This is a genomic window from Flavobacteriales bacterium, from assembly GCA_016716605.1.
GTDB lineage: Bacteria > Bacteroidota > Bacteroidia > Flavobacteriales_F > PHOS-HE28 > PHOS-HE28.
In genome coordinates this window covers 273,031-293,900 of sequence record JADJWA010000002.1, presented here as the reverse complement: position 1 = coordinate 293,900, position 20,870 = coordinate 273,031, and the positions used below count along the sequence as shown (strand labels likewise).

The window sequence follows — 20,870 nt, the reverse complement described above, 5'->3', positions numbered from 1 at the left end:
TCGCACTCCGTTCAGTAGTTTGGCACGCGATCAGCAAAACGGCATCACCCCGAACAGAACCATCCCATAAACGCCACGCCGGGCAACGGCGCAACACCATGAAAACGATGCGTATCCACCGAACCCTGATGTTCAGCCTCTCTGCCGCAGTGCTCGCTGGCAGCCTGGCCTCGTGCAAGAGCAAGAAGAAGCAAGCCGAGGCGAAGCCCGACCCCACGGGCGAGACCGAAGTGGTGATCCCTTGCTCCGGCCCTGAGTTCTTCACGGATAACAAGGTCTTCCGCGCCAACAACCTGGGTGAGAGCATGGATCAGGCCACCAGCAAGAAGAAGGCGATGAGCAATGCCCGCGCCGACCTGGCCGCCGCGATCAACACCCGCGTGAAGGCCGTGATCGACAACTACGTGAACAGCCGCGAGATGCAGAACCGCGAGGAGGTCGGGGAGCGCTATGAGGCCCTGGCCCGCGAAGTGGTGGATCAGCAGCTCACTGGCGTAAAGACCATCTGCGAGAAGATGATGCGCGTGAACGCTACCGGCAACTACAAGACCTACGTGGCCATCGAGCTCAGCGCCCAGGAATTGCTCGCGGCCTACAACGAGCGCCTCAGCAACGATGAGCGCCTGCGGATCGACTACGACTACGAGAAGTTCAAGGAGACCTTCGAGAAGGAGATGGAGAACATGAAGAAGTAAGGTCCCGCTTCGCTCGACAACGGAAGCCCTTCCATCCCCGCTGCGGGAGGAAGGGCTTCTCCTTTAGCAGCCCCGACCTTTGCCCGATGAACGTGAACCGCATCATCGCCCTCGGCGCTGCTTTCCTGATGCTGGCCGTTGGGCTCGGAGCCTTCGGAGCACATGGCCTTCAAAGCCGGATCGGCCCGGAACAGCTCGGCACTTGGCGTATCGCGGTTGAGTATCACTTCTACCATGCTCTTGGACTTCTGCTCCTGGCCGCCTTGGAGCCGCGCATCGGAAACCGGCCAATCAAATGGGTGGTGGCGCTCTTGGTTTCGGGCATCCTGCTCTTCAGTGGCTCCTTGTACCTGTTGAGCACCAAGGACTTGCTGGGTCTGGAAGGCGCGCTACCGGTGCTCGGGCCAATCACACCTCTAGGTGGAATATGCTTCTTGGCCGGCTGGCTCGTCCTGTTCATAACCGCTTCACGGCAAGGTGACCGGCGTTAGTCGCTGCTGGGTGCGTCCCGCTACTTTTGGCGCCCAATTCCAAATCGCAGGAACATGAACGACTTCGGTAACAAACCGAACAATGCCGATCTCTCGAAGCTCGGCCTGAAACGCGTGGGCGACGTCTATTGGAACCTGGAGCCCGCCGAGTTGGTGGAGCACGTGCTCGTGAATGGGCAAGGCGTGCTGGCCGACACCGGAGCCCTGGCCATCGACACCGGCGAATTCACCGGCCGCAGCCCCAAGGACAAATTCACCGTGAAGGATGCCAAGACCGAGGGGACCGTGTTGTGGGGCGATGTGAACATCCCGGTTACCACCGAGGCATTCGACAAGCTGCATGAGAAGCTCTGTGCCTACCTGCAGGGCCGCGATGTGTACGTGAAGGACGCTTACGCCTGCGCCGATCCGACCTACCGACTGAGCCTGCGGGTGGTGGCCGAGCTGCCCTACAGCGCCATGTTCGCCAGCAACATGTTCCTTCGGCCCAGCCTCGATGAGCTCGAAGGATTCTCGCCCGAGTGGAACATCATCTGCGCCCCAGGCTTCACCGCAAATGGCCCAGCCGACGGCGTCCGCCAGCACAACTTCGCAGCGATCGACTTCAGCCGTAGGATGATCCTCATCGGCGGCACCGGCTACACCGGCGAGATCAAGAAGGGCATCTTCACCGTGCTCAACTACGTGCTGCCCCAAGAGCGCGGCGTGCTCAGCATGCACTGCAGCGCCAACATCGGCAAGGATGGAGATACCGCTGTGTTCTTCGGATTGAGCGGCACCGGCAAGACCACCCTCAGCGCGGACCCGGACCGCCGGTTGATCGGAGATGATGAGCATGGCTGGAGCGATCAGGGCGTCTTCAACTTCGAGGGCGGCTGCTACGCCAAGTGCATCGACCTGAGCAAGGAGAAGGAGCCCCAGATCTGGGATGCGATCAAGTTCGGCTCGATCCTCGAGAACATCAACTTCACCGAAGGCACCTCCACGGTCGATTTCGCTGACAAGAGCAAGACTGAGAACACGCGCGTCAGCTACCCGATTCACCACATCGCCAACATCGCCGAGCCCAGCGTGGGCGGTCATCCGAAGAACATCTTCTTCCTCACCTGCGATGCTTACGGCGTGCTGCCCCCGATCAGCAGCCTTACGCCCGGCCAGGCCATGTACCACTTCATCAGCGGATACACCGCAAAGGTGGCGGGCACCGAGGCGGGCGTCACCGAGCCGCAGAGCACCTTCAGCGCCTGTTTCGGCAAGGCCTTCCTCCCGCTGCACCCGGCCAAGTACGCCGACATGCTCGGTGAGAAGATGAAGCAGCACAACGCCCGCGTGTGGCTGGTGAACACCGGCTGGAGCGGTGGCGCTTATGGCACCGGAGAGCGCATGAAACTGAAGTTCACGCGTGCCATGATCGGTGCAGCGCTGCGTGGCGATCTGGACAAGGTGGATTACAAGGAGCACCCGGTCTTCGGTGTGAGCTGCCCGATGAGCTGCCCCGACGTGCCTGCTGAGATCCTCGACCCGCGCAACACGTGGAAGGACAAAGGGGCGTACGACGCCGCCGCCGAGAAGCTGGCCAGGCAGTTCAACGACAACTTCAACAAGTACAAGGATGGCTGCAGCGCCGAGACCCTCGCCGCTGCTCCGCGTACCGCAGTGAAGGCTTGATCGTGAGCGGAAGCCGATTGGGAGCCCCCGCAAACGCGGGGGCTCCCTTCATTTCACCTTGCCATTGGCCTCACACCGCTCATCTAGCTTTGCGGCCATGCGGAAGTTGATGGTGCTGTCCATCGGGGCGATGATGTGCGCAATAGCGTTCGGGCAGCATGGCGGCTTCGGATCAGCCTTGTACCCCGAGAAGCTGCGGGCCGATGCCGAAGCCCTGCGAATGGCCATCCACCAAGCGCATCCCGATCCCTATCGTTACCTCACCCGCGGCGAGCTCGACGCAGCCTTCGACAGCGTGATCGAGGCTATCCGCGAGCCGCTCACCGCAGACCGTCTCATGGCTCGCCTGATGCCAGCGATTGCGCGCATCGGGGACTCCAATCTGCGGGTGGATCTGCATGCTGATCTGAAGGAACGTGTCCTGCGGGAATCAGCCCAGATCCCCTTCGCGGTGCGCCTATTCGGCGATGGGCTGTATATCGAACGCGAGCTGAAGGGCTTCCGGAGCTTCGCGCCGGGAACGCGCATCCTTTCCATCAACGGCCTCAGTGCGGAGCGCATCGTGCGCGATCTGGGTGCCTGGATCACCGTCGATGGCGCGAATGAGACCTGGCGCATGCATCAGGTGCAGGAGCAATTCGCCTGGCTCTTCTTGCTCAGCTATGGTCCGGCCGAGCGGTTCCTAGTGGAGGCCGAATCGCCGGACGGATCCCGGCGCGAGGAAGTGGTGGTGGGGCTCCTGCAGCGCGAGATTGAGGACAGCCGGCGTCCGAGTGGCCTGCCCTCGCTGCCATGGCGGAGCGCCTGGCTGCCGGAGAGCGGCACCCAGTGGATCACCTTCACCAGCCTCGATCCGGATGTGATCAAGCGGAGCGGACAGAATCCGAAAGCGTTCCTCGCAGCGGCTTGCAAAGAAGCGAATGAGCAGCAAGCCAAGGCCGTGGTGCTCGATCTGCGCGGCACCGGCGGCCGGGAGCTGGGCGTTGCCGAGGTCATCCTGGCGGCTTTCGCCCGAGAACCGTTCAGGCTGGTGCAGAACATCACCGTGCGGGCCACGCGGCCTGCGGCCCTTCCTGGATCGGTGGCCATGCCTGAAGAGTTCATCGCAAGCATCGACCGCAACTACCTGCCGCCGCAGAACGGCAGTGCCATGCTGCGGCCCGATGATCCGCGGCTCGATCCGGTGGCGCCCGCCAAACATGGGTTCAGGGGGCGCGTCTTCGTCCTTTGCGACGGTGGAACCCGCGATGCAGCGGCCTTGTTCGTCATGGCCGCGCATCGGAGCGGATGCGCCCTCTTGGTGGGTGATGAGCCCGCGACCAATGCCCACAGCTTCACCGGTGGGCGCACTGCGGTTGTAACGGCGCCGAACTCCGGACTGCGCCTCGAGATCCCCTTGCTCCGCTATATCCCGGATGGCGTGAGCGATGCGCCGCTTGATCGGGGCGAGCAGCCCAGGCATCGGGCACAGTCAACCGCCGCAGCCCTGGCCGATGGCCGCGACGAGGTGCGCACCGCCCTGTTGAGACTGATCCGTGAGCTGCACTGAACGATTGCACTCAGTACGGGATGCCAACCCGGCGGTAGATGAAGCTCATGAGCCATGCCGGGCCGATCAGCAGGAATTGGAGGTCGGTGAGGAAGCTGGGCTTCTTGCCCTCTATCCGATGACCGATGAACTGACCGATCCACGCAACCGCGAATAGCACGAGGCTGACGAGCCAGAGCGGCCAGGGCGCTTCGTCGATCACGAACTTCGAGAGCCAGAGGCAAGCATAGCCCCAGAGAGCCATGCCGACGGCAATCGCGAATGAGCGAGGCAGGTAAAAGCCGATCACCAACAGCCCGACGGTGAGCTTCGCCCAAGGGACGCGGCCGATGTACGGCAATTGATCGGGCGGGATCGAAGCGATCAGCCCGACCACGCAGAAGAAGATCGTGGGCACGCAGACCCAATGGATGAGCTTGTTCGTGGGGTCCTGATGGCTCTCGCCGTACAGGTCGAACCATTGCTGGATGGATTTACGCATGGGGGAGGTAGCGTTCGGTGATCACATCGAGGTGATGGAGCTCGTGCCCGGCGATGGCCCAGCCGAGGGCGCGCACTGAGAATCGGTTTCCATTGGCGGTGCCTTCGCGAAGGAGCATTTCCGCCGTGAAGCTGTTGAATAGCGCGATGGTCGACGAACGTACGGCATCATGCTCCGCGCGGAGGCTGGCCAGGCTCCTGCGGCCGGCCTGGGATGCGGGCGCGTAGGCATCCTCATCGAAGCCGGCCAGTTCGATCGAATCGTTCCGTGCGAACCGCAGGGCACGGTAGGCGAATACACGTTCGCAATCGATCAAGTGCTGGATCACTTCCTTGATGGACCATTTGTCCTCCGCGTACCGGTGATCGCCCAGCGACTCACCCAGGTTGCCGGTGATCCGTTCGAATCGTTCACCGGCGAGCTGAAGCGCGATGATCAGGTCCTCACCCTCGCACCGTTGCAGATATCGATGGTAATACGCGGCAATCTCGCTCGCGGCAGGTCGCTGGCGGTTGTTCATGGCACCAAGGTAGCCGGTGAGGCCGAAGGCTTTTCCACAGGGCATGTTGACATCGAGCGGCGAGCAGGTCGATCACCGCCTTCGCCGCCCCGGTAGCTTGCGGCATGCATACATGGGAGCCGCCTGCTTTCGAGCAGCCCTTCGAGCTCTGGCGCGACGACGGTGTGCTGCATCTGGCGCTCATGAGCCGCGCGCGACTGACCACCGGCGTGATGAAGGAGATGATCCGCTTGGTGGCGGCCATGGATGCTACAGGCCGTGTGCCGGTGTTGATCGACCATGCGCCCGAAGTGGTGGTGGAGGAGCCAGCCCGGGCCTTGCTTGTTCGCGTTTGCCGCAGCCAGGGCCACCCGGTGGCCGTGTTTTCCGAGAGCGCGCAGTGCAGGGCCCAGCTCGATGTATTCCGCCAAGTGCACAAACCGCGGTTCCCCTTCAGGGAATTCAGCTCGCGCGTTGAGGCCTGGCGCTGGGCACAGGCCTGCGCGCAGATCAGCGCGGTGCGCGAAGCGGTGAAGGCAAGGCTATGATCATGTCGCGCATCGCCCGAGCGGTCGTTCTCGCATGCGCATGCGCCGGTTGCGCGGTGGTCGATGCCCAGCCCTTGACCTGCCATGCCACCGGCCAGGGCGATGATGTCATCGTGGAGGCGAAAGCGGAGGAAGGCGGTGACGGGGAGATCCGCGTGCGCGCCATCTGGCGATCGGTTAGCCAAGGCGGTGCATCATTCGATCTGCGATCGCTCAGCCCGATGCAAGCCGGTGAGCGCTTGATGCTCGACCGTTTGCTCGAAGCGGCCGTGGGGCGTACCTCGACGCACGGCTCCAGTTCACGCGGCAAGGCGTCTCGACCGATCGGCCGGCCGCTGCATTGGCCGGTGACATCGATGCCATGATCATGGCGGCCACGGCTCATGCACAGCCCAACCCTGAGCCGATCGCGTTGAGCGCGAGCACGCGCCAGCAGCTCGATCGCCTCACCCGGATCGATTGGCGCAACGCAAGGTTCGGCGTTGATGGCGGCGCCGAGCAGGACAAGTACCTCGCCGTGTACTATTACGTGCGCAGCCAGCGGCAGGAGCTGGAGCGGCAATTGCGCGCCGACCTGCTCCCCTTGAGCGGGATCGACCTGTTCGCGGCAGATGAGCTCCCGCCCGGCAGGACCGAGCCGATCAACAGCACCTGCGGTACCGTGTTCGATCAGGACAATTACCTCTGCGCACTGGACCTTCGACTGGCGGACACCAGCGGCGGGCTAGGCGCTGATCCTTCGTTCGCCGTCGCTTGGCGCACCGCGATGACAGGCCCTGAGCCATCGGCCCCCGCCGCTCCTGAGCGCTCCGCTGAGCAGCCGATCCGCATCCGCAAGCGCGACCGATGGCTCAAGCAGGAGCTCGACGCCATCAACCAGCGGATCGATCGCATGGATCAGCGCCGCGAGCTCTGGGAGCTGCGCGACCGCATGGAGGACATCGAGGACCGCATCACCGGGCTTGAGATCGATGTGAGGGAGGTGCGCGACGGCAGCAGCGACAATCCCTCGGCGAACCTCGCCACGCTCACCGGACGCAACATCACGGTGCGCTTCGAGCGGAACAGCGTTGCGCTCGAGCCCGATCAGCGCGTGCTGCTCAATGAGGTCTTCGAGCAGTTGGCACGCGCACCGCAGGACAAAGTGCTCATCACAGGCTACACCGATCGCAGCGGCGATCCGGCGCGCAACCTCTGGCTCAGCGAGCAGCGCGCGAAAGCCGTGCGCAGCTACCTGCTCGCGCGCGGCATCAATGGCGACCGCCTGCTGGTGAATTACTACGGCGACAGCCGAAGCCTGGGCCGGGATCCCGGCGAGCGGCGCGTGGAGCTGGAGTGGCTGCGCTGACCAGGGGTCAGATCGCATCGAACGCCTCGATCCGGGAGCGCAGTCCGTGCCCTTCGGTCTCTTCGACCCGGCTGCAGAATTTCAGCGCCATGCATGTGCATGGCAGCGGGTACGTGAAGAGCATCACCCCGAACTGCAGTCCGAAGAACACCGACATCACGATCGGCATCACGGAGTTCATGGCATCGGAGTCTCCCGAGGCGCCCAGGAACATCAGGAGCATCATCACCGCGACGCCAAGGATCTGCACGATGTAGCCGATCGCGCCCACGATCAGGCCCATCACCAACGAGACGCCCAGGGTGGGCCAGAAATCGCCGCGCACCAGCAGGTAGGAGCGCTGCAGCGCGGAGGTGACGCCCGTGCGCTCGATGGCCTGCGCGGCGCTGGCGAGTGAGGCGAAGGTGCTCACGGCTGCCGCGGCGGCCATCATGCCGAGAAGGCCCACCACCATGAGCACAGGCTCTTCGAGCATGAAAAGGGGCACGAAGACGACGCATGCCGCAGCCACCAGGAGGACGAAGATGATGAGGATGCCGAGGTAGTGGAAGATCCGGTTCAGTGCGCGCTTCATGAGGAAGCCCGTGGTGGCCGTGGCCGATTCGCCGCGATCGAAGGCCCGCAGGAATTCGTGCACCAGGGCATGCAGGTAAACGATCAGGAGCACGAAGAGCACGTATGCCGCACCGATCATCAAGCTGGCATATGCGAAGCGGTCACCATTGGAGGCGAACGGGTCCGCGGTGCGCGCCCCGATCATCTGGCTGAAGCCCCCGCCAATGAGGTAGGCGCCGAAGAGCAGGAGCGGAAGGCAGCTCACGGCGATGGCGCGGTACAAGGGCCGGCCGTGCTGCCTCAGCAGCGCAAAGGACCCGCTGATCAACTGGCCGAAATCCCGGGACTTGCGCAGCTCGAAGGCAGGCTTCAGCATCCAGCTAGAGGTGCATGAACTCCTTCTTCGCCAATAGCTGCTCCTTGGTCTCGCGGTGGTCAGGGTCGTCCACGCAGCAATCCACCGGGCACACGGCGGCGCATTGCGGCTCGTCATGGAAGCCGGTGCATTCGGTGCACTTGTCGCTCACGATGTAGTACACGTCCATTGCTTTGGGCGAGTTGGCCGCATCGGCATCATAGCTGTTCCCGGTGGGGGTGGTCTGAGGCCCGTGCAGCGCGGTGCCATCGGCCAGCCGCCATTCAGCCCCGCCCTCGTAAATGGCATTATTGGGGCATTCTGGTTCGCATGCACCGCAATTGATGCATTCGTCGGTGATCATGATGGCCATGGGGGTGCGGAATACTTTTGGCGCCGCGAAGATAGCCGGGCGATCCGGAGCGCATGGGCAGAGCAGGACAGCATGGAAGGACTTCAGCATAGGACCGCATCGCTAGCGCAGCTGGGCGAGGTGATGCGCGCACTCGGCGGGGCAGCGCCATGGCCCGGGCATGGAGTTGGGCTGGCCGAGGCGGAGTACAATGAACTGGATGCCGCGATCCGCCGGGCGAAGCAGCATAACGGATGGTTCACGGAGGAGAATGTGCGCCATGCGTTCAGCGCTTGGGGCCATGCGCTGGCAAAGGCCGGCATCTCAGAATGGCTGGCTCCGTACCCGGACGTGGCGGAGCCGAACCGGGCGGAACGATGCATCGGGCTGATCCTGGCGGGCAACGTACCCCTCGTGGGTCTGCATGATGCGCTCTGCGTCCTCATCACCGGCCACCGCGCGCGCATCAAGTGCTCCGCGCAGGAACCGGAGCTGATCCCGGCGCTGATCCGTGCGCTCGACCAGTTCATGCCGGGCACGGCCGGACGCCTCCTTGTCGTCCCGACCAGGCTCGGTGAGGTGGACGCGCTGATCGCTACCGGAAGCGACAACACCTCACGGTACTTCGATCATTACTTCGGGCACCTGCCGCGCATCGTCCGCAAGAACCGCGTGAGCATCGCGCTGCTCGATGGCTCCGAGACCGACGAGCAATTGGCCGCATTGGGCGAGGATGTGTTCCGCTATTTCGGCCTGGGATGCCGCAACGTGAGCAAATTGCTGGTGCCGCGCGGCTTCGACCTCGACCGGATTTTCAAGGCCTTCTTCCCTTGGTCCGCGATCGTGCATCACAACAAGTACGGCAACAACTACGACTACACGCGCGCGCTGTGGATGCTCGACCGGGTGCCCTTCCTCGAGAACGGCTTCGTGCTCCTGAAAGAGGATGCTGCTCTGGCCAGCCCGGTTGCGGCACTATTCTACCAGCGTTACGACAGCAAGGAAGAGGCGATCGCATACATCGAGGCCAATCGGCAGAAGCTCCAGTGCGTGGTGGCGCGCGATGGCATCGCCTTCGGGGAGGCCCAGCACCCGGCCCTCAGCGATTACGCCGATGGCGTGGACACCCTGCGCTTCCTGCTCGGGCTGCGCTGATCAAGGCACGAACTCGTAGCAGCCCAGATCGCGCAGGCCATCAGCACCGCGCGCGATGCCGTCCAGATCGAGGAAGGGGCCGGTGGCATCAGCCTTATCGCGCGCGAAGGCCGATGAGGTGAGGTGGAAGTCCCGGTCCTGCACGCTCACGAAGCCGTGGCTCTGATTCCGGTAGATGCTCAGCGGGTCGAAGAAGTCGCCGGTCGTGCTCTGATCGGTCTTCAGCATCATGCGGTCGAAGAAGAGCTCGGGCGTGGCGAGGCTGTTGAACTCGAGCTTGAACTCATTGTTGTTGGCACCGTGGATGATGCTGTTCTTGAAGCTGCTGCTGATGATGTCCCGGACCTGCAGGGTGCCGGTGATGTCGGCGTATGTATTGGTCATGATGAAGGCCGGCGTATTGCGGATGCCGTAGCTCCAGTAGTTGGCCACGGTCATGTGCTGGAACTCGTACTCGCCTCCGCCAGTGAGGGCCACGCAATGCTGCCCGCAATCGCTCACCAGCAGGTTGGCGGCATCGATCCGGTAGTTGCGGCTCAGGATCCCCGCCGCACTGCAATTGCGGATCTTCACGTTGTTGAGCACGAGCTTCGCCTGGCTCGTAGCGGCATCAGGCAGGCCGGGCCAGGTCTCGCATTGCACGCCCACCAAGGCGTTCTTGATCAAGACATTCTCCAATCTGTTGTCGCCGCCAGCTGGGCCATCATTGATCCAGATGCGGTCCCACTGGCCCGGCAATTCGGCATAGAGCGACTCGAGGCGGTCGCTTTGGAACGTGATCGGGTTGCTCACATCGCCGTTGGCTTCGATCTGTCCCCATCGATAGATCCACAAGCCGCCGCCGCCATGCACGTGCACACGAACACCAGGGTCGATGATGAGTTTACTGCACGAGTCCACCACGGCGTAGCCATAGATCACGTACGGCTTGTCGTTCGGCCAAGTCACGGTTTCGCAGATGCTGTTGCCGAGGTCATCGAGCCCCGCGATGATGCTGTAGGCGGGCAGGCCACTGGGGAAATTATCGGGCCTGAAGTAGTGCGCATCCTGCCCCCAAGCAACCAGCTTCACCTTCTGCTCGGTGCCGTTGGTGAGGAATAGGACGTGGTCCTCGTGGATCAGCGGAGCGCTCTGCCCGGTCTGGTCCAGGCTTGCTTCCACGAAGACATAAATGCTGTCGCCGCCCAGGATCTCCACATCCTGGAAATCGACGCCCGCAGCGCCATCGACATTGATCCGGAAAGGGGAGGGGCTGCCGCCTTCGAGGGCGATATCGACCCGCACCCCCTGGGAATTGGGGTTGCGCACCCGGAATCGCTTGGTCACCGAGAATGGGTTCTGCGTGAAAATGGTGTCGAACAGGACCTCGGCCTGGCTGAAATCCAGGCTCACGGGTTCGTCCGTGAAGAGCTTGTCCTTGCGGCAGTTAGCCAGCAGCACAGCGGTGGCCAGCAGGGGGAGTAGGCGGGTGGGCTTCAAGGCGGGCAAAGATGGCCGGAACCGAATGCCCATACGCACGAACGGGAAGATCATTGCCTTAGGGATGTCCCTAGGGCTTGTCCGAATGAGGTTAACGGTTAAATTTGCGCCCCGCTCGCAGGAGGGCGGCCATAACGAGAAAGGCCATGAAGAAAGGCATCCACCCCGAGAACTACCGCACGGTGGTTTTCAAGGACATGAGCAACGAGTACATGTTCATCGGCAAGAGCTGCGCCGCCACCAAAGAGAGCATGAAGTGGGAGGATGGCAACGAGTACCCGCTCGTGAAGCTCGACATCAGCCATACCAGCCACCCCTTCTACACCGGCAAGATGATGCTGGTGGACACCGCAGGGCGGGTTGATAAATTCAACAAGCGCTACGCGAAGCACTCGGCGAAGAAGGCCGAATAAGCTGATCGTTCATGAAGCAAGGCCCTCCGAGCATTCGGGGGGCTTCTTCATTGGTGGCGGTTGCGCATCTTCGCCATGCCAATGCAGCTTGAAGCAGGCTTGAAGCGTTGATCCTGCTCTTGAGCCGTCCGGATCACTCGGCACTCTGAACCCTCGCCCATGCCCTTCGCACCTGGAATTGATACCCTGCAGCGCTATGTGCACACTCTCTTGGCGCTGGTGCTCACGGTGGTCGTGCTCTTCTACGGCCGCGACCTGATCCTGCAATTACTGGTGAGCGGGCTGCTCGCTTTCCTGCTGTTACCACTGGCGCGCGGCGTGGAGCGAAAGCTGCCGCGTTGGGCGGGTGCGCTGGTGGCCACCTTGTTACTGGTGCTGCTGGTCCTGGGCCTCTTCTTCGTAATCGGCTGGCAACTCGCGGGCTTCGGCAAGGAACTGCCCCTGCTGCAGGAGCGCTTCGCTGCGAAAGGGGAGTGGCTTCTCACCTGGTTGCAGGAACAGACCGATATGGACCGCCGCGCGCAGATCACTTGGTTCAATGAGCACCTCAGCGGCGTAGCGAGCTGGGGGGGCCAGGCTGCCGTGAAGCTCTTTCAAGGCACCGGTTCCGTGCTGGCGGCTATCGCGCCCATTCCGGTCTTCGTGTTCCTGTTGCTCCTGCTGAAGGACCGCTTCCGCACCTTCTTCGCCCGCTTGGGCACCACACGCGAAGGAGCCGTGCTCGATGTGATGGTGCGCATCAGCGCGCTCTCACGGAAGTACGTTCAAGGCGTGGTCACGGTGGCGCTCATCTTCGGCTCCCTTTGCGCGATCGGTTTCGCGCTCCTCGGTCTCAAGTATGCGCTGCTGCTGGGCTTCATGCTCGCGGTGCTCAATGTGGTTCCGTACGTAGGCGCGCTGCTGGGCAGCTTGCTCCCGATCTTCGTGGCGTTGGTGACGAAGGACAGCTATAGCGCGGCCATCGCCGCCTTGGCCGTGGTGCTCGTGGCACAGGCGCTCGACAACAACTTCATCACCCCCAAGGTGGTGGGCAGCAGCGTGAGCATCAATCCGCTCGCGAGCCTGGTGGCGCTGATCGGCTTCGGCATGCTCTGGGGCGTGGCCGGCATGCTGCTCGCTATCCCCATCACCGGCATGCTGAAGGTGGTGTGCGACAGCGTTCCTTCGCTTGAGCCCTGGGGCTACCTGCTCGGCGAAGAGATCGAGACGCCGAAGGAGAAGCGCTTCCACATCCGGCTCAAACGGAAAGGTGATGGGGTGAAGAGGGATGCGAAGTGATCCGCCAGGGATGATGGATTGACATTGCGCACTTCACCATTGCATCAGCTCCCACCTGCTTTCGGTGCGAAACGCCGCAATTGATTTCGGGCACGGTGCATCCGTGGCGGTCAACGGCGATAGGGCCGCCAGCCCCAAGGAGGGGCCGGAGCTTCTCATGCACCGCCACGCGCCCGGCGTTCGTCGTTACGGTCCGATCCGATGCGCAACTTCGCCGCATGGCAAGCACCAGTCCCCGTATCGAAGTGAGCGACCCCATTTACCGGGACCTCTTGAACGCACTCGGTGCTGATGGCATTTCGCGCTCCGAGGAGATGCGCTCTGCTTATGGCCACGACGAGACCGAAGACCTCAGCTTTCCGCCCGCTGTGGTAGCGCGGCCCACGAGCACCGAGCAGGTGAGCGCGGTGGTTCGGATCTGCGCGGAGAATCACATTCCGATCACCCCCATCGGCGGCAGGACCGGACTCAGCGGGGGCGCCCTCAGCGTTCGCGGCGGTGTGGGCCTCGCCCTGGACAGGATGAATGCCATCGAGGAAATCGATGAGCGCAACCTGCAAGTGACGGTGCAGCCGGGCGTGATCACCCAGGTGCTGCAGGAGGCCGTGTCCGCCAAAGGCCTTTACTACCCGCCCGACCCCAGCAGCCGCGGCAGCTGCACCATCGGCGGCAACATCGCGGAGAACGCCGGCGGACCGCGGGCCGTGAAGTACGGCGTCACGCGCGACTTCGTGCTCAATCTCGAGGTGGTGCTGCCCAATGGCGAAGTGATCCGGACTGGTTCCAACACTTTGAAGAACGCCACCGGCTACGACCTCACCCGCCTGTTGGTGGGCAGCGAAGGCACGCTCGGTGTGATCACCAAGGCCGTGCTGCGGCTGGTGCCCATGCCGAAGGAGACGCGCCTCATGCTGGTTCCCTTCGCCAGCGCGGAGAAGGCGTGTGAAGCCGTGAGCGCCACCTTCCGAGCCGGGGTGACGCCCAGCGCCATGGAGTTCATCGAGCGCGACGCGGTCGCATGGACGATGAAACACACCGATGGCCTGCCTTCACAGCTCTCAACGGCTCCGGGCGCTTATCTGCTCATCGAGGTGGATGGCGACCATGCCGATGCGATCATGCGCGACTGCGAGACCATCGTAGGGGTGATGGAGATGCACGAGGCGGGCGAGGTGCTCTTCGCCGAGACCACAGCTGAGAAGGATGCCCTGTGGCGCATGCGGCGCAGTGTGCCCGTGAGCGTGAAGGCGCACAGTGTCTATAAGGAAGAGGATACCGTGGTGCCACGCTATGAGCTGCCTCGCTTGCTCAAGGGCGTGAAGGAGGTCGGTGCGCGTTATGGCTTCAGCAGCGTGTGCTATGGCCATGCCGGTGATGGGAACCTGCACGTGAACATCATCAAAGGCGAGCTTACCGATGCTTTCTGGGAGAACGAACTTCCTAAAGCCATCCGTGAGATCTTCGAGCTCACCGTATCGCTCGGCGGCACGCTCAGCGGAGAGCACGGCATCGGCCTGGTGCAGCGGCCCTACATGTGCATTGCCTTCAACACGGCCCAGCTGGAGCTCATGCGCGCGATCAAGCGAGCCTTTGATCCGCACGGGATCATGAATCCCGGCAAGGTGCTCCCTTAGCGCGGACCGGCGATAGCCGTGATCGTGCTGGCCAAGTCGCGGTGCAATGTGAATCCGGGCGGTGCGTCTTCGGGCATGATCCCGTGCAGGGGCATGCCTGCTGCAACGAAGCTCATGCGCTCATCGGGCATCGATGCCCGCAATGCGCGGAGGTAATCGAGCGCCTCATCCGGTCCAGGTCGCACCACCAGCAGCGTGATGAAACGGATGGGCCCGGCGTACAAGCCGGCCACCTGCACCAGGTCGCCGCGCGGCACGCTCTGGCCGAGATAGACCGTGCGCTCACCCTTCGCGCGCAGCAGGTAATGCAAGTAGAGCAGGCCCAGTTCATGGATCTCCTCTTCCGGCAGGTAGAGCACATTGAGCGGCCCCCCACCAGCAACCCTTGGCAGACGGGCGGCTCCAACGATCAGCCGTTGACGCACCAGGTTGCTCACGAAGTGCTCCTGCGCTGGGCAGATCGCGCTGCTCTGCCACAGCACGCCGATGCGCTCCAGTAGCTTCACCAGGACGTTCTCCATGAGCGAGCGGAAGCCGTTCTCGTGTTCATGCGCATCACAGCTCCGCTCGAAGAGCTCCTCATCGAAGGTGAGCATCGCCATCACCAAGGTGTTCAGCAGGCCATCGGTCGAAGACTCGGCCAATGCGGCTTCACGCACCGCGCGATCGCGGTCAGCTTGGGGCATGGCCGCGATCCGGGAGATCTTGTGACCACGCTGGTTCAGGTAGGCTACATTGAGGATCGTCTTCAGCTCATCGATGTCGTATGTGCGGATATTGGTGTCGGTCCGGTCAGGCTTCAGCAGGCCATAGCGCCGCTCCCACACACGGATGGTGTGGGCCTTCACCCCGGTGAATTGCTCCAGGTCGCGGATGTGGAAGCGCATCATGTACGGACTCATGGCACGAAGGTGATCGTTACGCTTGGATTACCGTCAATGGTCAACGGATTCAATTCCAAAGTGTTCGCGAAAAAATGGAAAGGGCCCCCACCAAACCTCTGGGGGCCCTTCCTCATGGCGGACGGATCGCTTAGCGCGCGATCACGACCGGTATGTTCACCGCGCCTTCGTTGCTGCGGAGAGTGAGCGTGTAGCTGCCATTGGAGACTGCGCTGAGAGCCAGGTTCAGCTGCGAACGGCCGCTGCTCAGTGCGATGCTGCTCAACAGCTGGGCCGCACGTCCGGTGGCGTCGATCAGTTCCACTTCAAGGTTGGTATCGCGCAGGGCGTCCACATCGATCGTGATGAGGTCGGTTGCTGGATTCGGCCAGGCGATCGCGGAGGCGATCGGGCCTTGCTCCCTCACGCTCGTGGCGATGGGCAGCTCGACCAGTGCGCCGCCATTCGCGAGCGCCACCCAAAGACCGAATGCGGGGCCGTTGCTGTTGTTCGCGGGATTCAGGAAGCCGCTGGCGAGCACGGTGAGGGCCGCACCCTGCAGACCGAGCGTTTCCAAAGGCGCGGAGTAGGATGCAACGGTCGTGCTGCCGTCAGCGGTCTGCACCTGCAGCGTGAAGTCCAGGGTTGGCAGCTCGAGGTAGCCATCGAATTCGCCGTAGCTGATGTCATTCACCACCGTGGTGCTCACCACCGCGCTCTCGAACACGTCAACCGTGGGGGCATCGGTGCAACCATGGAATACGAGCACATCGGTGCCTGGACCTTGGGCGGTCTCGCGCGCACCGGCGAAGACGAGGATGTCGAATGGCGTGGCGGGGTTGTAGCCGCTCGCGCTCACGATGCCGTTGGCCACCAGGATGAAGGTCTCGCCGGCGGGCAGGTTGTAGTTGAAATCAGCGATGGCATCGGCCACGCTGGTGCTGTTGCTCGGCGCGATGCTGAGGGTGAGGTCCACTCCGGCCTGCACATCCACGAAGGGGTTGCGGTGCGGAAGGCGAAGTCGTCAACGAGAAGGGCTCCGTTCAGGTAAACGTCCACTTCGCTGGCTGCGGCATCGGCGCTGTTGTGGATGGCTTGGATGCGCGCCGTGGGGATGGTGGCCGCGGGCAATTCAACCAAGGCACCGCCGCTGGGCAGGGCCACCCAAAGGCCGAATGCGGGGCCGTTGCTGTTGTTCGCGGGATTCAGGAAGCCGCTGGCCAGCACGGTGAGGGCAGCGCCTTGCAGGCCGAGGGTCTGCAGCGGGGCGGCATAGGCGGCTACTATGGTGCTGTTGTCAGCGGTGCGCACTTGCAGGGTGAAGTCCAGCGTGGGCAATTCGAGGTAGCCGGCGAAATCGCCATAGCTGAAGTCATCGATGATGGTGGTGCTCACCACGGCGCTCTCGAACACATCAACCGTGGGGGCATCAGTGGCGCCGTGCAGGGCCAGCACATCGGTGCCAGGTCCTTGGGCGGTCTCGCGCGCACCGGCGAAGACGAGGATGTCGAATGGCGTGGCCGGGTTGTAGCCGCTCGCGCTCACGATGCCGTTGGCCACCAGGATGAAGGTCTCGCCGGCGGGCAGGTTGTAGTTGAAATCAGCGATGGCATCGGCCACGCTGGTGCTGTTGCTCGGTGCGATGCTGAGGGTGAGGTCCACTCCGGCCTGCACATCCACGAAGGGGGTTGCGGTGCGGAAGGCGAAGTCGTCAACGAGAAGGGCTCCGTTCAGGTAAACGTCCACTTCGCTGGCTGCGGCATCGGCGCTGTTGTGGATGGCTTGGATGCGCGCCGTGGGGATGGTGGCCGCGGGCAATTCAACCAAGGCGCCGCCGCTGGGCAGGGCCACCCAAAGACCGAATGCGGGGCCGTTGCTGTTGCTCGCGGGATTCAGGAAGCCGCTGGCCAGCACGGTGAGGGCAGCGCCTTGCAGGCCGAGGGTCTGCAGCGGGGCGGCATAGGCGGCTACTATGGTGCTGTTGTCAGCGGTGCGCACTTGCAGGGTGAAGTCCAGCGTGGGCAATTCGAGGTAGCCGGCGAAATCGCCATAGCTGAAGTCATCGATGATGGTGGTGCTCACCACGGCGCTCTCGAACACATCAACCGTGGGGGCATCAGTGGCGCCATGCAGGGCCAGCACATCGGTGCCGGGACCTTGGGCGGTCTCGCGCGCACCGGCGAATACTTCGATCGTGAAGGGCGTTGCTGGATTGTAGCCGCCAAGGCCCAGTGTGCCGCTGGCGACGGCGATGTAAGTCTCGCCATCAGCCAGATTGAAGGTCTGCGTGAACAACGCATCACCGACGCTTGTGCTATTGCCCGGTGCTATGGCAACGTCCAAATCCACGTCGGCGGGCAGGTCGATGAATGGTGTGGCGGTGCGGAAGCCGAAATCGGGCACGGCAAGCGTGCCGTTCACATACACATCCACGACCGCAGCATTCATGTCTGCGCAATTGTGGATCACTTGAAAGCGCGCGGTTTGCGCGTCCGCGCAAAGGCCAATGCCTAAGCCTGCAGCGGCCAAGGCGTTTCGAAGAGTTGGTGTGAGGAGCATGGGGTGTTGCGGGTTTAGTTTGACAACACCCAAGCAACACGGCACCTATCGGATTGTTCATCCGAGGGGCAAAAAAGATGAACAATTTAACATTCAAGGCCATCATGTGGCCTACGCCCACGTTCCGCTAACGCACGATGGTCACGTGTCCGAACAGCTCGTAGCGGTCCTTCTTGATGGCGTCCACGGCGTAGGCCTGCCAGGCATAGACGCCTCCTGGTACCTCCTTGCCACCGGCTTGGCCGTCCCATTCGGCCCATGGATCATTGCTGCTCCAAATGATGCCGCCCCAGCGATCGAAGATGTTCAACTCGTAGGTCTCCAGGTCCACCACATTGATGATAGGCTTGAAAGTGTCGTTGTAGCCATCGCCATTCGGGGTGAAGGCGTTGGCGACATAGAACACATAATCCTGCGGTTTGAGGTAGGCGATCACCGTATCGGTGGAGAGGTAGCGCGCCACTTGCGCCTTGGTGAGCGAGTCTCCGGGCACGTAGGTGTTCAAGGTGTCGTTCTTGAAGTCCCAGTATAGGAAGTCGTAATACAGCGCCGGATTGATGTTGAACGGCACATCGACATCCTCGCCGACCGAAGCGACGGCCGGGAAGCTGGTGTACGTGGTTCCATCGAATGTGATGCTGCCTGAATTGGCGGGCACCACATCGAGCATCACGTCGTAGCGGATTGGGGGGATGAAGTGCGCGACGATGCTGTCGGCATCCGTGAAATTCACGCGCACCAAGGAATCCGTGTTGCTGGGCGTGAGGGCATCGGCCCCGAAGATCTCCCAGTGGCTGAAGACCCAATCGGTTGCTGGAATGGGTGCAAGCGTGGTATTGATTCCACCGTAGTAGGTTCCGGTGAAGGGGTAGTTGGCCAGCACGATGCTGTTCACCTGGATTTCGCCGCTAAGGGGCGGATCCACGTTGAAGGTGACCTGGAATGGGCCTGCCAGCGTATAGCAGTCGATCAGCCCCTGCTGGATGGTCACGCAGCGGGTCTCAATGAAAGTGCGCAGATTCTGCACATTGGCTTGCCAACCGGCCAGCGTTCCGTTCCAACGCGCGACCTGGCCGGGCATCTCGGGTGCGATGTTGGCGATCAGGCTGTCGAGGAAGGGCAGCATGAAGTTGCAGTTGAACAAGGTGTTGCCCAAGTCGATGTAGCGGTTGATGTAATAGTCGTGCACCTCCTCGTTCTCAGCAAGGAGCTTTTCGAGGATGTCCGTATGGCCCTGGCCGCCGGGGTTGGGCAGGTTCTCCACATTGCAAGGGTCGGCGTTGGCCGTTTGGTCCGGGATTCCGGTGAAGTTGGTGTAGTGCCCGAAGGTGGCGTCCATGTCCCAGAGTATATAGCCCCATTTCTTATGCTCACCGGCAGGGTTGAAGCCTCGCCACCAGCCGGTGTTCCAATTGAGCCAATCGGCGCATACCGTATAGCTGTTCAGGCAGAAGTAATCGATCAGGCTCTTCCAATTGAGCTGGCTGTCCACGAAATCGAAGTTGGCTTGCACGCCCATGTCATTGCCCATGATGTAGGCCACGAGCGCATCCCAATCAGTCTGGGCTTGGGGCCCGCCGTACTCGCTCCAAGTACCGCCCCAGGTCTTGATGAATTGGATGTCGTATTCGCCCTGGTCGTAGTAGTAATTGGTGTAGTCGTGGTCATCCACCTTCTCGCGCACATCGTACACGCCCCAGTACTGGCCGTTGATGTAAACGATCGCGGGCTCATAGCTGCGCTCATCGACCTTCAGTTCGCCCACCTGGCTCAACGCCTGCACGTACTGGTCGCGAATGTGCGCGGGCTGCCCGGGGCCGTAATCGTAATTGTCGCCGGCCGAGGCCTTCACGATCAGTCGCTGGAAATGGTCGCGGTCCTTGGTGCGGAACACGGGGTAGTGTATGCCATCGTTCTGGCCGAACTGGTCGCGCGCCACGAAGTCGAAGCCGCGGTGCTGGTAGGCCCAGCTATCCTGGCCATGCTCGTCGAAGGTGCAGGCGGTCTTATCGCGCAGAACGCCGTTCGCCCCGAAGTACTCGAGTACTCCAATGGGCTCGATGCCGCCGTTGCCATTGAGCAAGGTGGTCACTTGATCGCCGCTGCAGCTCAGGACGGGCAGGGTATGCGTCTGGTTGATGAAGTAGGTGTTGGTCTCCACGAAGCTCGGCGGAACGCCCGGTGTGGCGCTGAATGCGCGGGCGCGGAGCACTGTCGTGGCGTTGATGGCAATCGGGCCCGCATACGCCGTGCTCGCGGCCGTAGGAGTGCTCCCATCGGTGGTGTACCTGATGGTGATGCCCGCACCCGCCGCGCTCAAGGTCACATTGATCGGAGTCGCATGGTAGCCTGAGGGCTGGCTCATGGTGGGAGTTGCCGCGTAGTACGATGGGCTCGCTCCGGCATTCGCCGCGTTCGGGGTGGGGGTCAGGAAGAGGCTCCAGGTCGCTGCGCCATCGGTGGTGCGCCCCCAGCTGTGATCGGCCTGTGTGGTATTGGCGATCTGGTAATTATCAACGATCGTCCCGGATGCGTTGCTCAGCACAGCGCGCTCACCTGCTGCCTGCGTGATCTTGAAGTTGGTGTGCAGAGGCGCTGCGGTTGTTCCCCGGCCGCTGCACCAGACCACCAGCCTGCCGCCGGCGGCGATGGAGGTGCCCGGTGGGATCTGATACTTGGTGTTGTTGTTCTGGCTGTCGCTCAGGTACCATCCGCTCAGATCAGCTGCCGCACCACCGCCATTGAAAAGCTCGATCCAATCCTCGCGCTCGCCGAAATTGTCCGTTGGCCCGCTCCAATTGGCGGCGCTCACTTCATTGATCACCACCTGTGCCGATGCGGTGGATAGTGAGAGCGCAGAGGGCAGGAGCAGGGCCAGGGTTCTGGTTCGCATCAGAGCTTGTGCTTGGGTGCGGAAAGGTAGAGGGTAC

General features: G+C 62.5%; 19 protein-coding genes. 11 read left to right on the top strand and 8 right to left on the bottom strand.

Annotation, left to right across the window (positions count from 1 at the left end; translation table 11 throughout):
* Positions 1 to 107: 107 nt before the first annotated feature.
* The 4 genes from IPM12_16270 (at position 108) to IPM12_16255 (ending at position 4,403) form a co-directional block, all read left to right on the top strand.
* On the top strand, positions 108 to 695 hold the full coding sequence (locus tag IPM12_16270; protein ID MBK9149361.1) for an LPP20 family lipoprotein: 588 nt from the start codon (positions 108 to 110) through the stop codon (positions 693 to 695).
* 86 nt (positions 696 to 781) lie between these two features.
* Positions 782 to 1,186 carry a DUF423 domain-containing protein gene (locus tag IPM12_16265; protein ID MBK9149360.1) on the top strand — a complete coding sequence of 135 codons (405 nt, stop codon included), beginning with the start codon at positions 782 to 784 and terminating at the stop codon, positions 1,184 to 1,186.
* Between the two features lie 54 nt (positions 1,187 to 1,240).
* The gene (gene pckA, locus IPM12_16260) at positions 1,241 to 2,854 is read left to right on the top strand and encodes a phosphoenolpyruvate carboxykinase (ATP) (protein ID MBK9149359.1); all 1,614 of its coding nucleotides are present in this window, start codon (positions 1,241 to 1,243) and stop codon (positions 2,852 to 2,854) included.
* Between the two features lie 97 nt (positions 2,855 to 2,951).
* Positions 2,952 to 4,403, top strand: coding sequence for a hypothetical protein (locus tag IPM12_16255; GenBank protein MBK9149358.1), 1,452 nt, complete (start codon positions 2,952 to 2,954; stop codon positions 4,401 to 4,403).
* A 10-nt stretch (positions 4,404 to 4,413) separates the two neighbouring features.
* Here the strand turns inward: IPM12_16255 and IPM12_16250 are convergent, their stop codons facing one another.
* Positions 4,414 to 4,884, bottom strand: coding sequence for a DUF962 domain-containing protein (locus tag IPM12_16250; GenBank protein MBK9149357.1), 471 nt, complete (start codon positions 4,882 to 4,884; stop codon positions 4,414 to 4,416).
* Complete coding sequence (locus IPM12_16245) at positions 4,877 to 5,404, bottom strand: DinB family protein (protein MBK9149356.1); 528 nt, start codon at positions 5,402 to 5,404, stop codon at positions 4,877 to 4,879. Before IPM12_16245 ends, IPM12_16250 begins: the two co-directional genes overlap by 8 nt.
* 104 nt (positions 5,405 to 5,508) lie before the next feature.
* Between IPM12_16245 and IPM12_16240 the strand changes: the two genes are divergently transcribed.
* Genes IPM12_16240 through IPM12_16230 form a run of 3 tightly spaced genes read left to right on the top strand, consistent with a single transcriptional unit; the run spans position 5,509 to position 7,279 of the window.
* On the top strand, positions 5,509 to 5,931 hold the full coding sequence (locus tag IPM12_16240) for a hypothetical protein (protein ID MBK9149355.1): 423 nt from the start codon (positions 5,509 to 5,511) through the stop codon (positions 5,929 to 5,931).
* Positions 5,932 to 5,933: 2 nt separating this feature from the next.
* Positions 5,934 to 6,296 (top strand): hypothetical protein, encoded by a 363-nt coding sequence (locus tag IPM12_16235; protein MBK9149354.1) that lies wholly within the window; start codon positions 5,934 to 5,936, stop codon positions 6,294 to 6,296.
* Entirely contained in the window at positions 6,293 to 7,279 is a 987-nt protein-coding gene (locus IPM12_16230) for an OmpA family protein (protein ID MBK9149353.1), read from the top strand. The genes IPM12_16235 and IPM12_16230 overlap by 4 nt, the downstream gene beginning before the upstream one ends.
* 7 nt (positions 7,280 to 7,286) lie before the next feature.
* Here IPM12_16230 and IPM12_16225 read toward each other — a convergent pair whose 3' ends face one another.
* Both IPM12_16225 and IPM12_16220 read right to left on the bottom strand, forming a co-directional pair.
* Entirely contained in the window at positions 7,287 to 8,210 is a 924-nt protein-coding gene (locus IPM12_16225) for a hypothetical protein (protein ID MBK9149352.1), read from the bottom strand.
* Between the two features lie 4 nt (positions 8,211 to 8,214).
* On the bottom strand, positions 8,215 to 8,562 hold the full coding sequence (locus tag IPM12_16220) for a 4Fe-4S dicluster domain-containing protein (GenBank protein MBK9149351.1): 348 nt from the start codon (positions 8,560 to 8,562) through the stop codon (positions 8,215 to 8,217).
* 72 nt (positions 8,563 to 8,634) lie between these two features.
* Between IPM12_16220 and IPM12_16215 the strand changes: the two genes are divergently transcribed.
* On the top strand, positions 8,635 to 9,696 hold the full coding sequence (locus IPM12_16215) for an acyl-CoA reductase (GenBank protein MBK9149350.1): 1,062 nt from the start codon (positions 8,635 to 8,637) through the stop codon (positions 9,694 to 9,696).
* Here the strand turns inward: IPM12_16215 and IPM12_16210 are convergent, their stop codons facing one another.
* Positions 9,697 to 11,175: a hypothetical protein gene (locus IPM12_16210; GenBank protein MBK9149349.1), complete on the bottom strand. Its 1,479-nt coding sequence runs from the start codon at positions 11,173 to 11,175 to the stop codon at positions 9,697 to 9,699.
* 146 nt (positions 11,176 to 11,321) lie between these two features.
* On the opposite strand from IPM12_16210, the gene IPM12_16205 reads away from it, so the two are divergent.
* From IPM12_16205 to IPM12_16195, 3 genes are all read left to right on the top strand, one after another.
* Positions 11,322 to 11,588: a type B 50S ribosomal protein L31 gene (locus IPM12_16205; GenBank protein MBK9149348.1), complete on the top strand. Its 267-nt coding sequence runs from the start codon at positions 11,322 to 11,324 to the stop codon at positions 11,586 to 11,588.
* Positions 11,589 to 11,747: 159 nt separating this feature from the next.
* Entirely contained in the window at positions 11,748 to 12,866 is a 1,119-nt protein-coding gene (locus tag IPM12_16200) for an AI-2E family transporter (GenBank protein ID MBK9149347.1), read from the top strand.
* 218 nt (positions 12,867 to 13,084) lie between these two features.
* Positions 13,085 to 14,500: an FAD-binding protein gene (locus tag IPM12_16195; GenBank protein ID MBK9149346.1), complete on the top strand. Its 1,416-nt coding sequence runs from the start codon at positions 13,085 to 13,087 to the stop codon at positions 14,498 to 14,500.
* Here the strand turns inward: IPM12_16195 and IPM12_16190 are convergent.
* From IPM12_16190 to IPM12_16180, 3 genes are all read right to left on the bottom strand, one after another.
* Positions 14,497 to 15,402: a MerR family transcriptional regulator gene (locus tag IPM12_16190; GenBank protein ID MBK9149345.1), complete on the bottom strand. Its 906-nt coding sequence runs from the start codon at positions 15,400 to 15,402 to the stop codon at positions 14,497 to 14,499. The genes IPM12_16195 and IPM12_16190 overlap by 4 nt on opposite strands.
* Before the next feature lie 834 nt (positions 15,403 to 16,236).
* On the bottom strand, positions 16,237 to 17,829 hold the full coding sequence (locus IPM12_16185; GenBank protein MBK9149344.1) for a DUF4397 domain-containing protein: 1,593 nt from the start codon (positions 17,827 to 17,829) through the stop codon (positions 16,237 to 16,239).
* A gap of 238 nt (positions 17,830 to 18,067) precedes the next feature.
* Positions 18,068 to 20,833, bottom strand: coding sequence for a CotH kinase family protein (locus IPM12_16180; GenBank protein ID MBK9149343.1), 2,766 nt, complete (start codon positions 20,831 to 20,833; stop codon positions 18,068 to 18,070).
* Between the last annotated feature and the right edge of the window lie 37 nt (positions 20,834 to 20,870).

Coding starts and splice junctions, on each gene's coding strand:
- IPM12_16220 (MBK9149351.1), bottom strand. CDS start 8,562: ATGGCCATCATGATCACCGACGAATGCATCAATTGCGGTGCATGCGAA.
- IPM12_16250 (MBK9149357.1), bottom strand. CDS start 4,884: ATGCGTAAATCCATCCAGCAATGGTTCGACCTGTACGGCGAGAGCCAT.
- IPM12_16270 (MBK9149361.1), top strand. CDS start 108: ATGCGTATCCACCGAACCCTGATGTTCAGCCTCTCTGCCGCAGTGCTC.
- pckA (MBK9149359.1), top strand. CDS start 1,241: ATGAACGACTTCGGTAACAAACCGAACAATGCCGATCTCTCGAAGCTC.
- IPM12_16245 (MBK9149356.1), bottom strand. CDS start 5,404: ATGAACAACCGCCAGCGACCTGCCGCGAGCGAGATTGCCGCGTATTAC.
- IPM12_16215 (MBK9149350.1), top strand. CDS start 8,635: ATGGAAGGACTTCAGCATAGGACCGCATCGCTAGCGCAGCTGGGCGAG.
- IPM12_16240 (MBK9149355.1), top strand. CDS start 5,509: ATGCATACATGGGAGCCGCCTGCTTTCGAGCAGCCCTTCGAGCTCTGG.
- IPM12_16225 (MBK9149352.1), bottom strand. CDS start 8,210: ATGCTGAAGCCTGCCTTCGAGCTGCGCAAGTCCCGGGATTTCGGCCAG.
- IPM12_16265 (MBK9149360.1), top strand. CDS start 782: ATGAACGTGAACCGCATCATCGCCCTCGGCGCTGCTTTCCTGATGCTG.
- IPM12_16205 (MBK9149348.1), top strand. CDS start 11,322: ATGAAGAAAGGCATCCACCCCGAGAACTACCGCACGGTGGTTTTCAAG.
- IPM12_16255 (MBK9149358.1), top strand. CDS start 2,952: ATGCGGAAGTTGATGGTGCTGTCCATCGGGGCGATGATGTGCGCAATA.
- IPM12_16195 (MBK9149346.1), top strand. CDS start 13,085: ATGGCAAGCACCAGTCCCCGTATCGAAGTGAGCGACCCCATTTACCGG.
- IPM12_16230 (MBK9149353.1), top strand. CDS start 6,293: ATGATCATGGCGGCCACGGCTCATGCACAGCCCAACCCTGAGCCGATC.
- IPM12_16190 (MBK9149345.1), bottom strand. CDS start 15,402: ATGAGTCCGTACATGATGCGCTTCCACATCCGCGACCTGGAGCAATTC.
- IPM12_16185 (MBK9149344.1), bottom strand. CDS start 17,829: ATGAATGCTGCGGTCGTGGATGTGTATGTGAACGGCACGCTTGCCGTG.
- IPM12_16200 (MBK9149347.1), top strand. CDS start 11,748: ATGCCCTTCGCACCTGGAATTGATACCCTGCAGCGCTATGTGCACACT.
- IPM12_16180 (MBK9149343.1), bottom strand. CDS start 20,833: ATGCGAACCAGAACCCTGGCCCTGCTCCTGCCCTCTGCGCTCTCACTA.
- IPM12_16235 (MBK9149354.1), top strand. CDS start 5,934: ATGTCGCGCATCGCCCGAGCGGTCGTTCTCGCATGCGCATGCGCCGGT.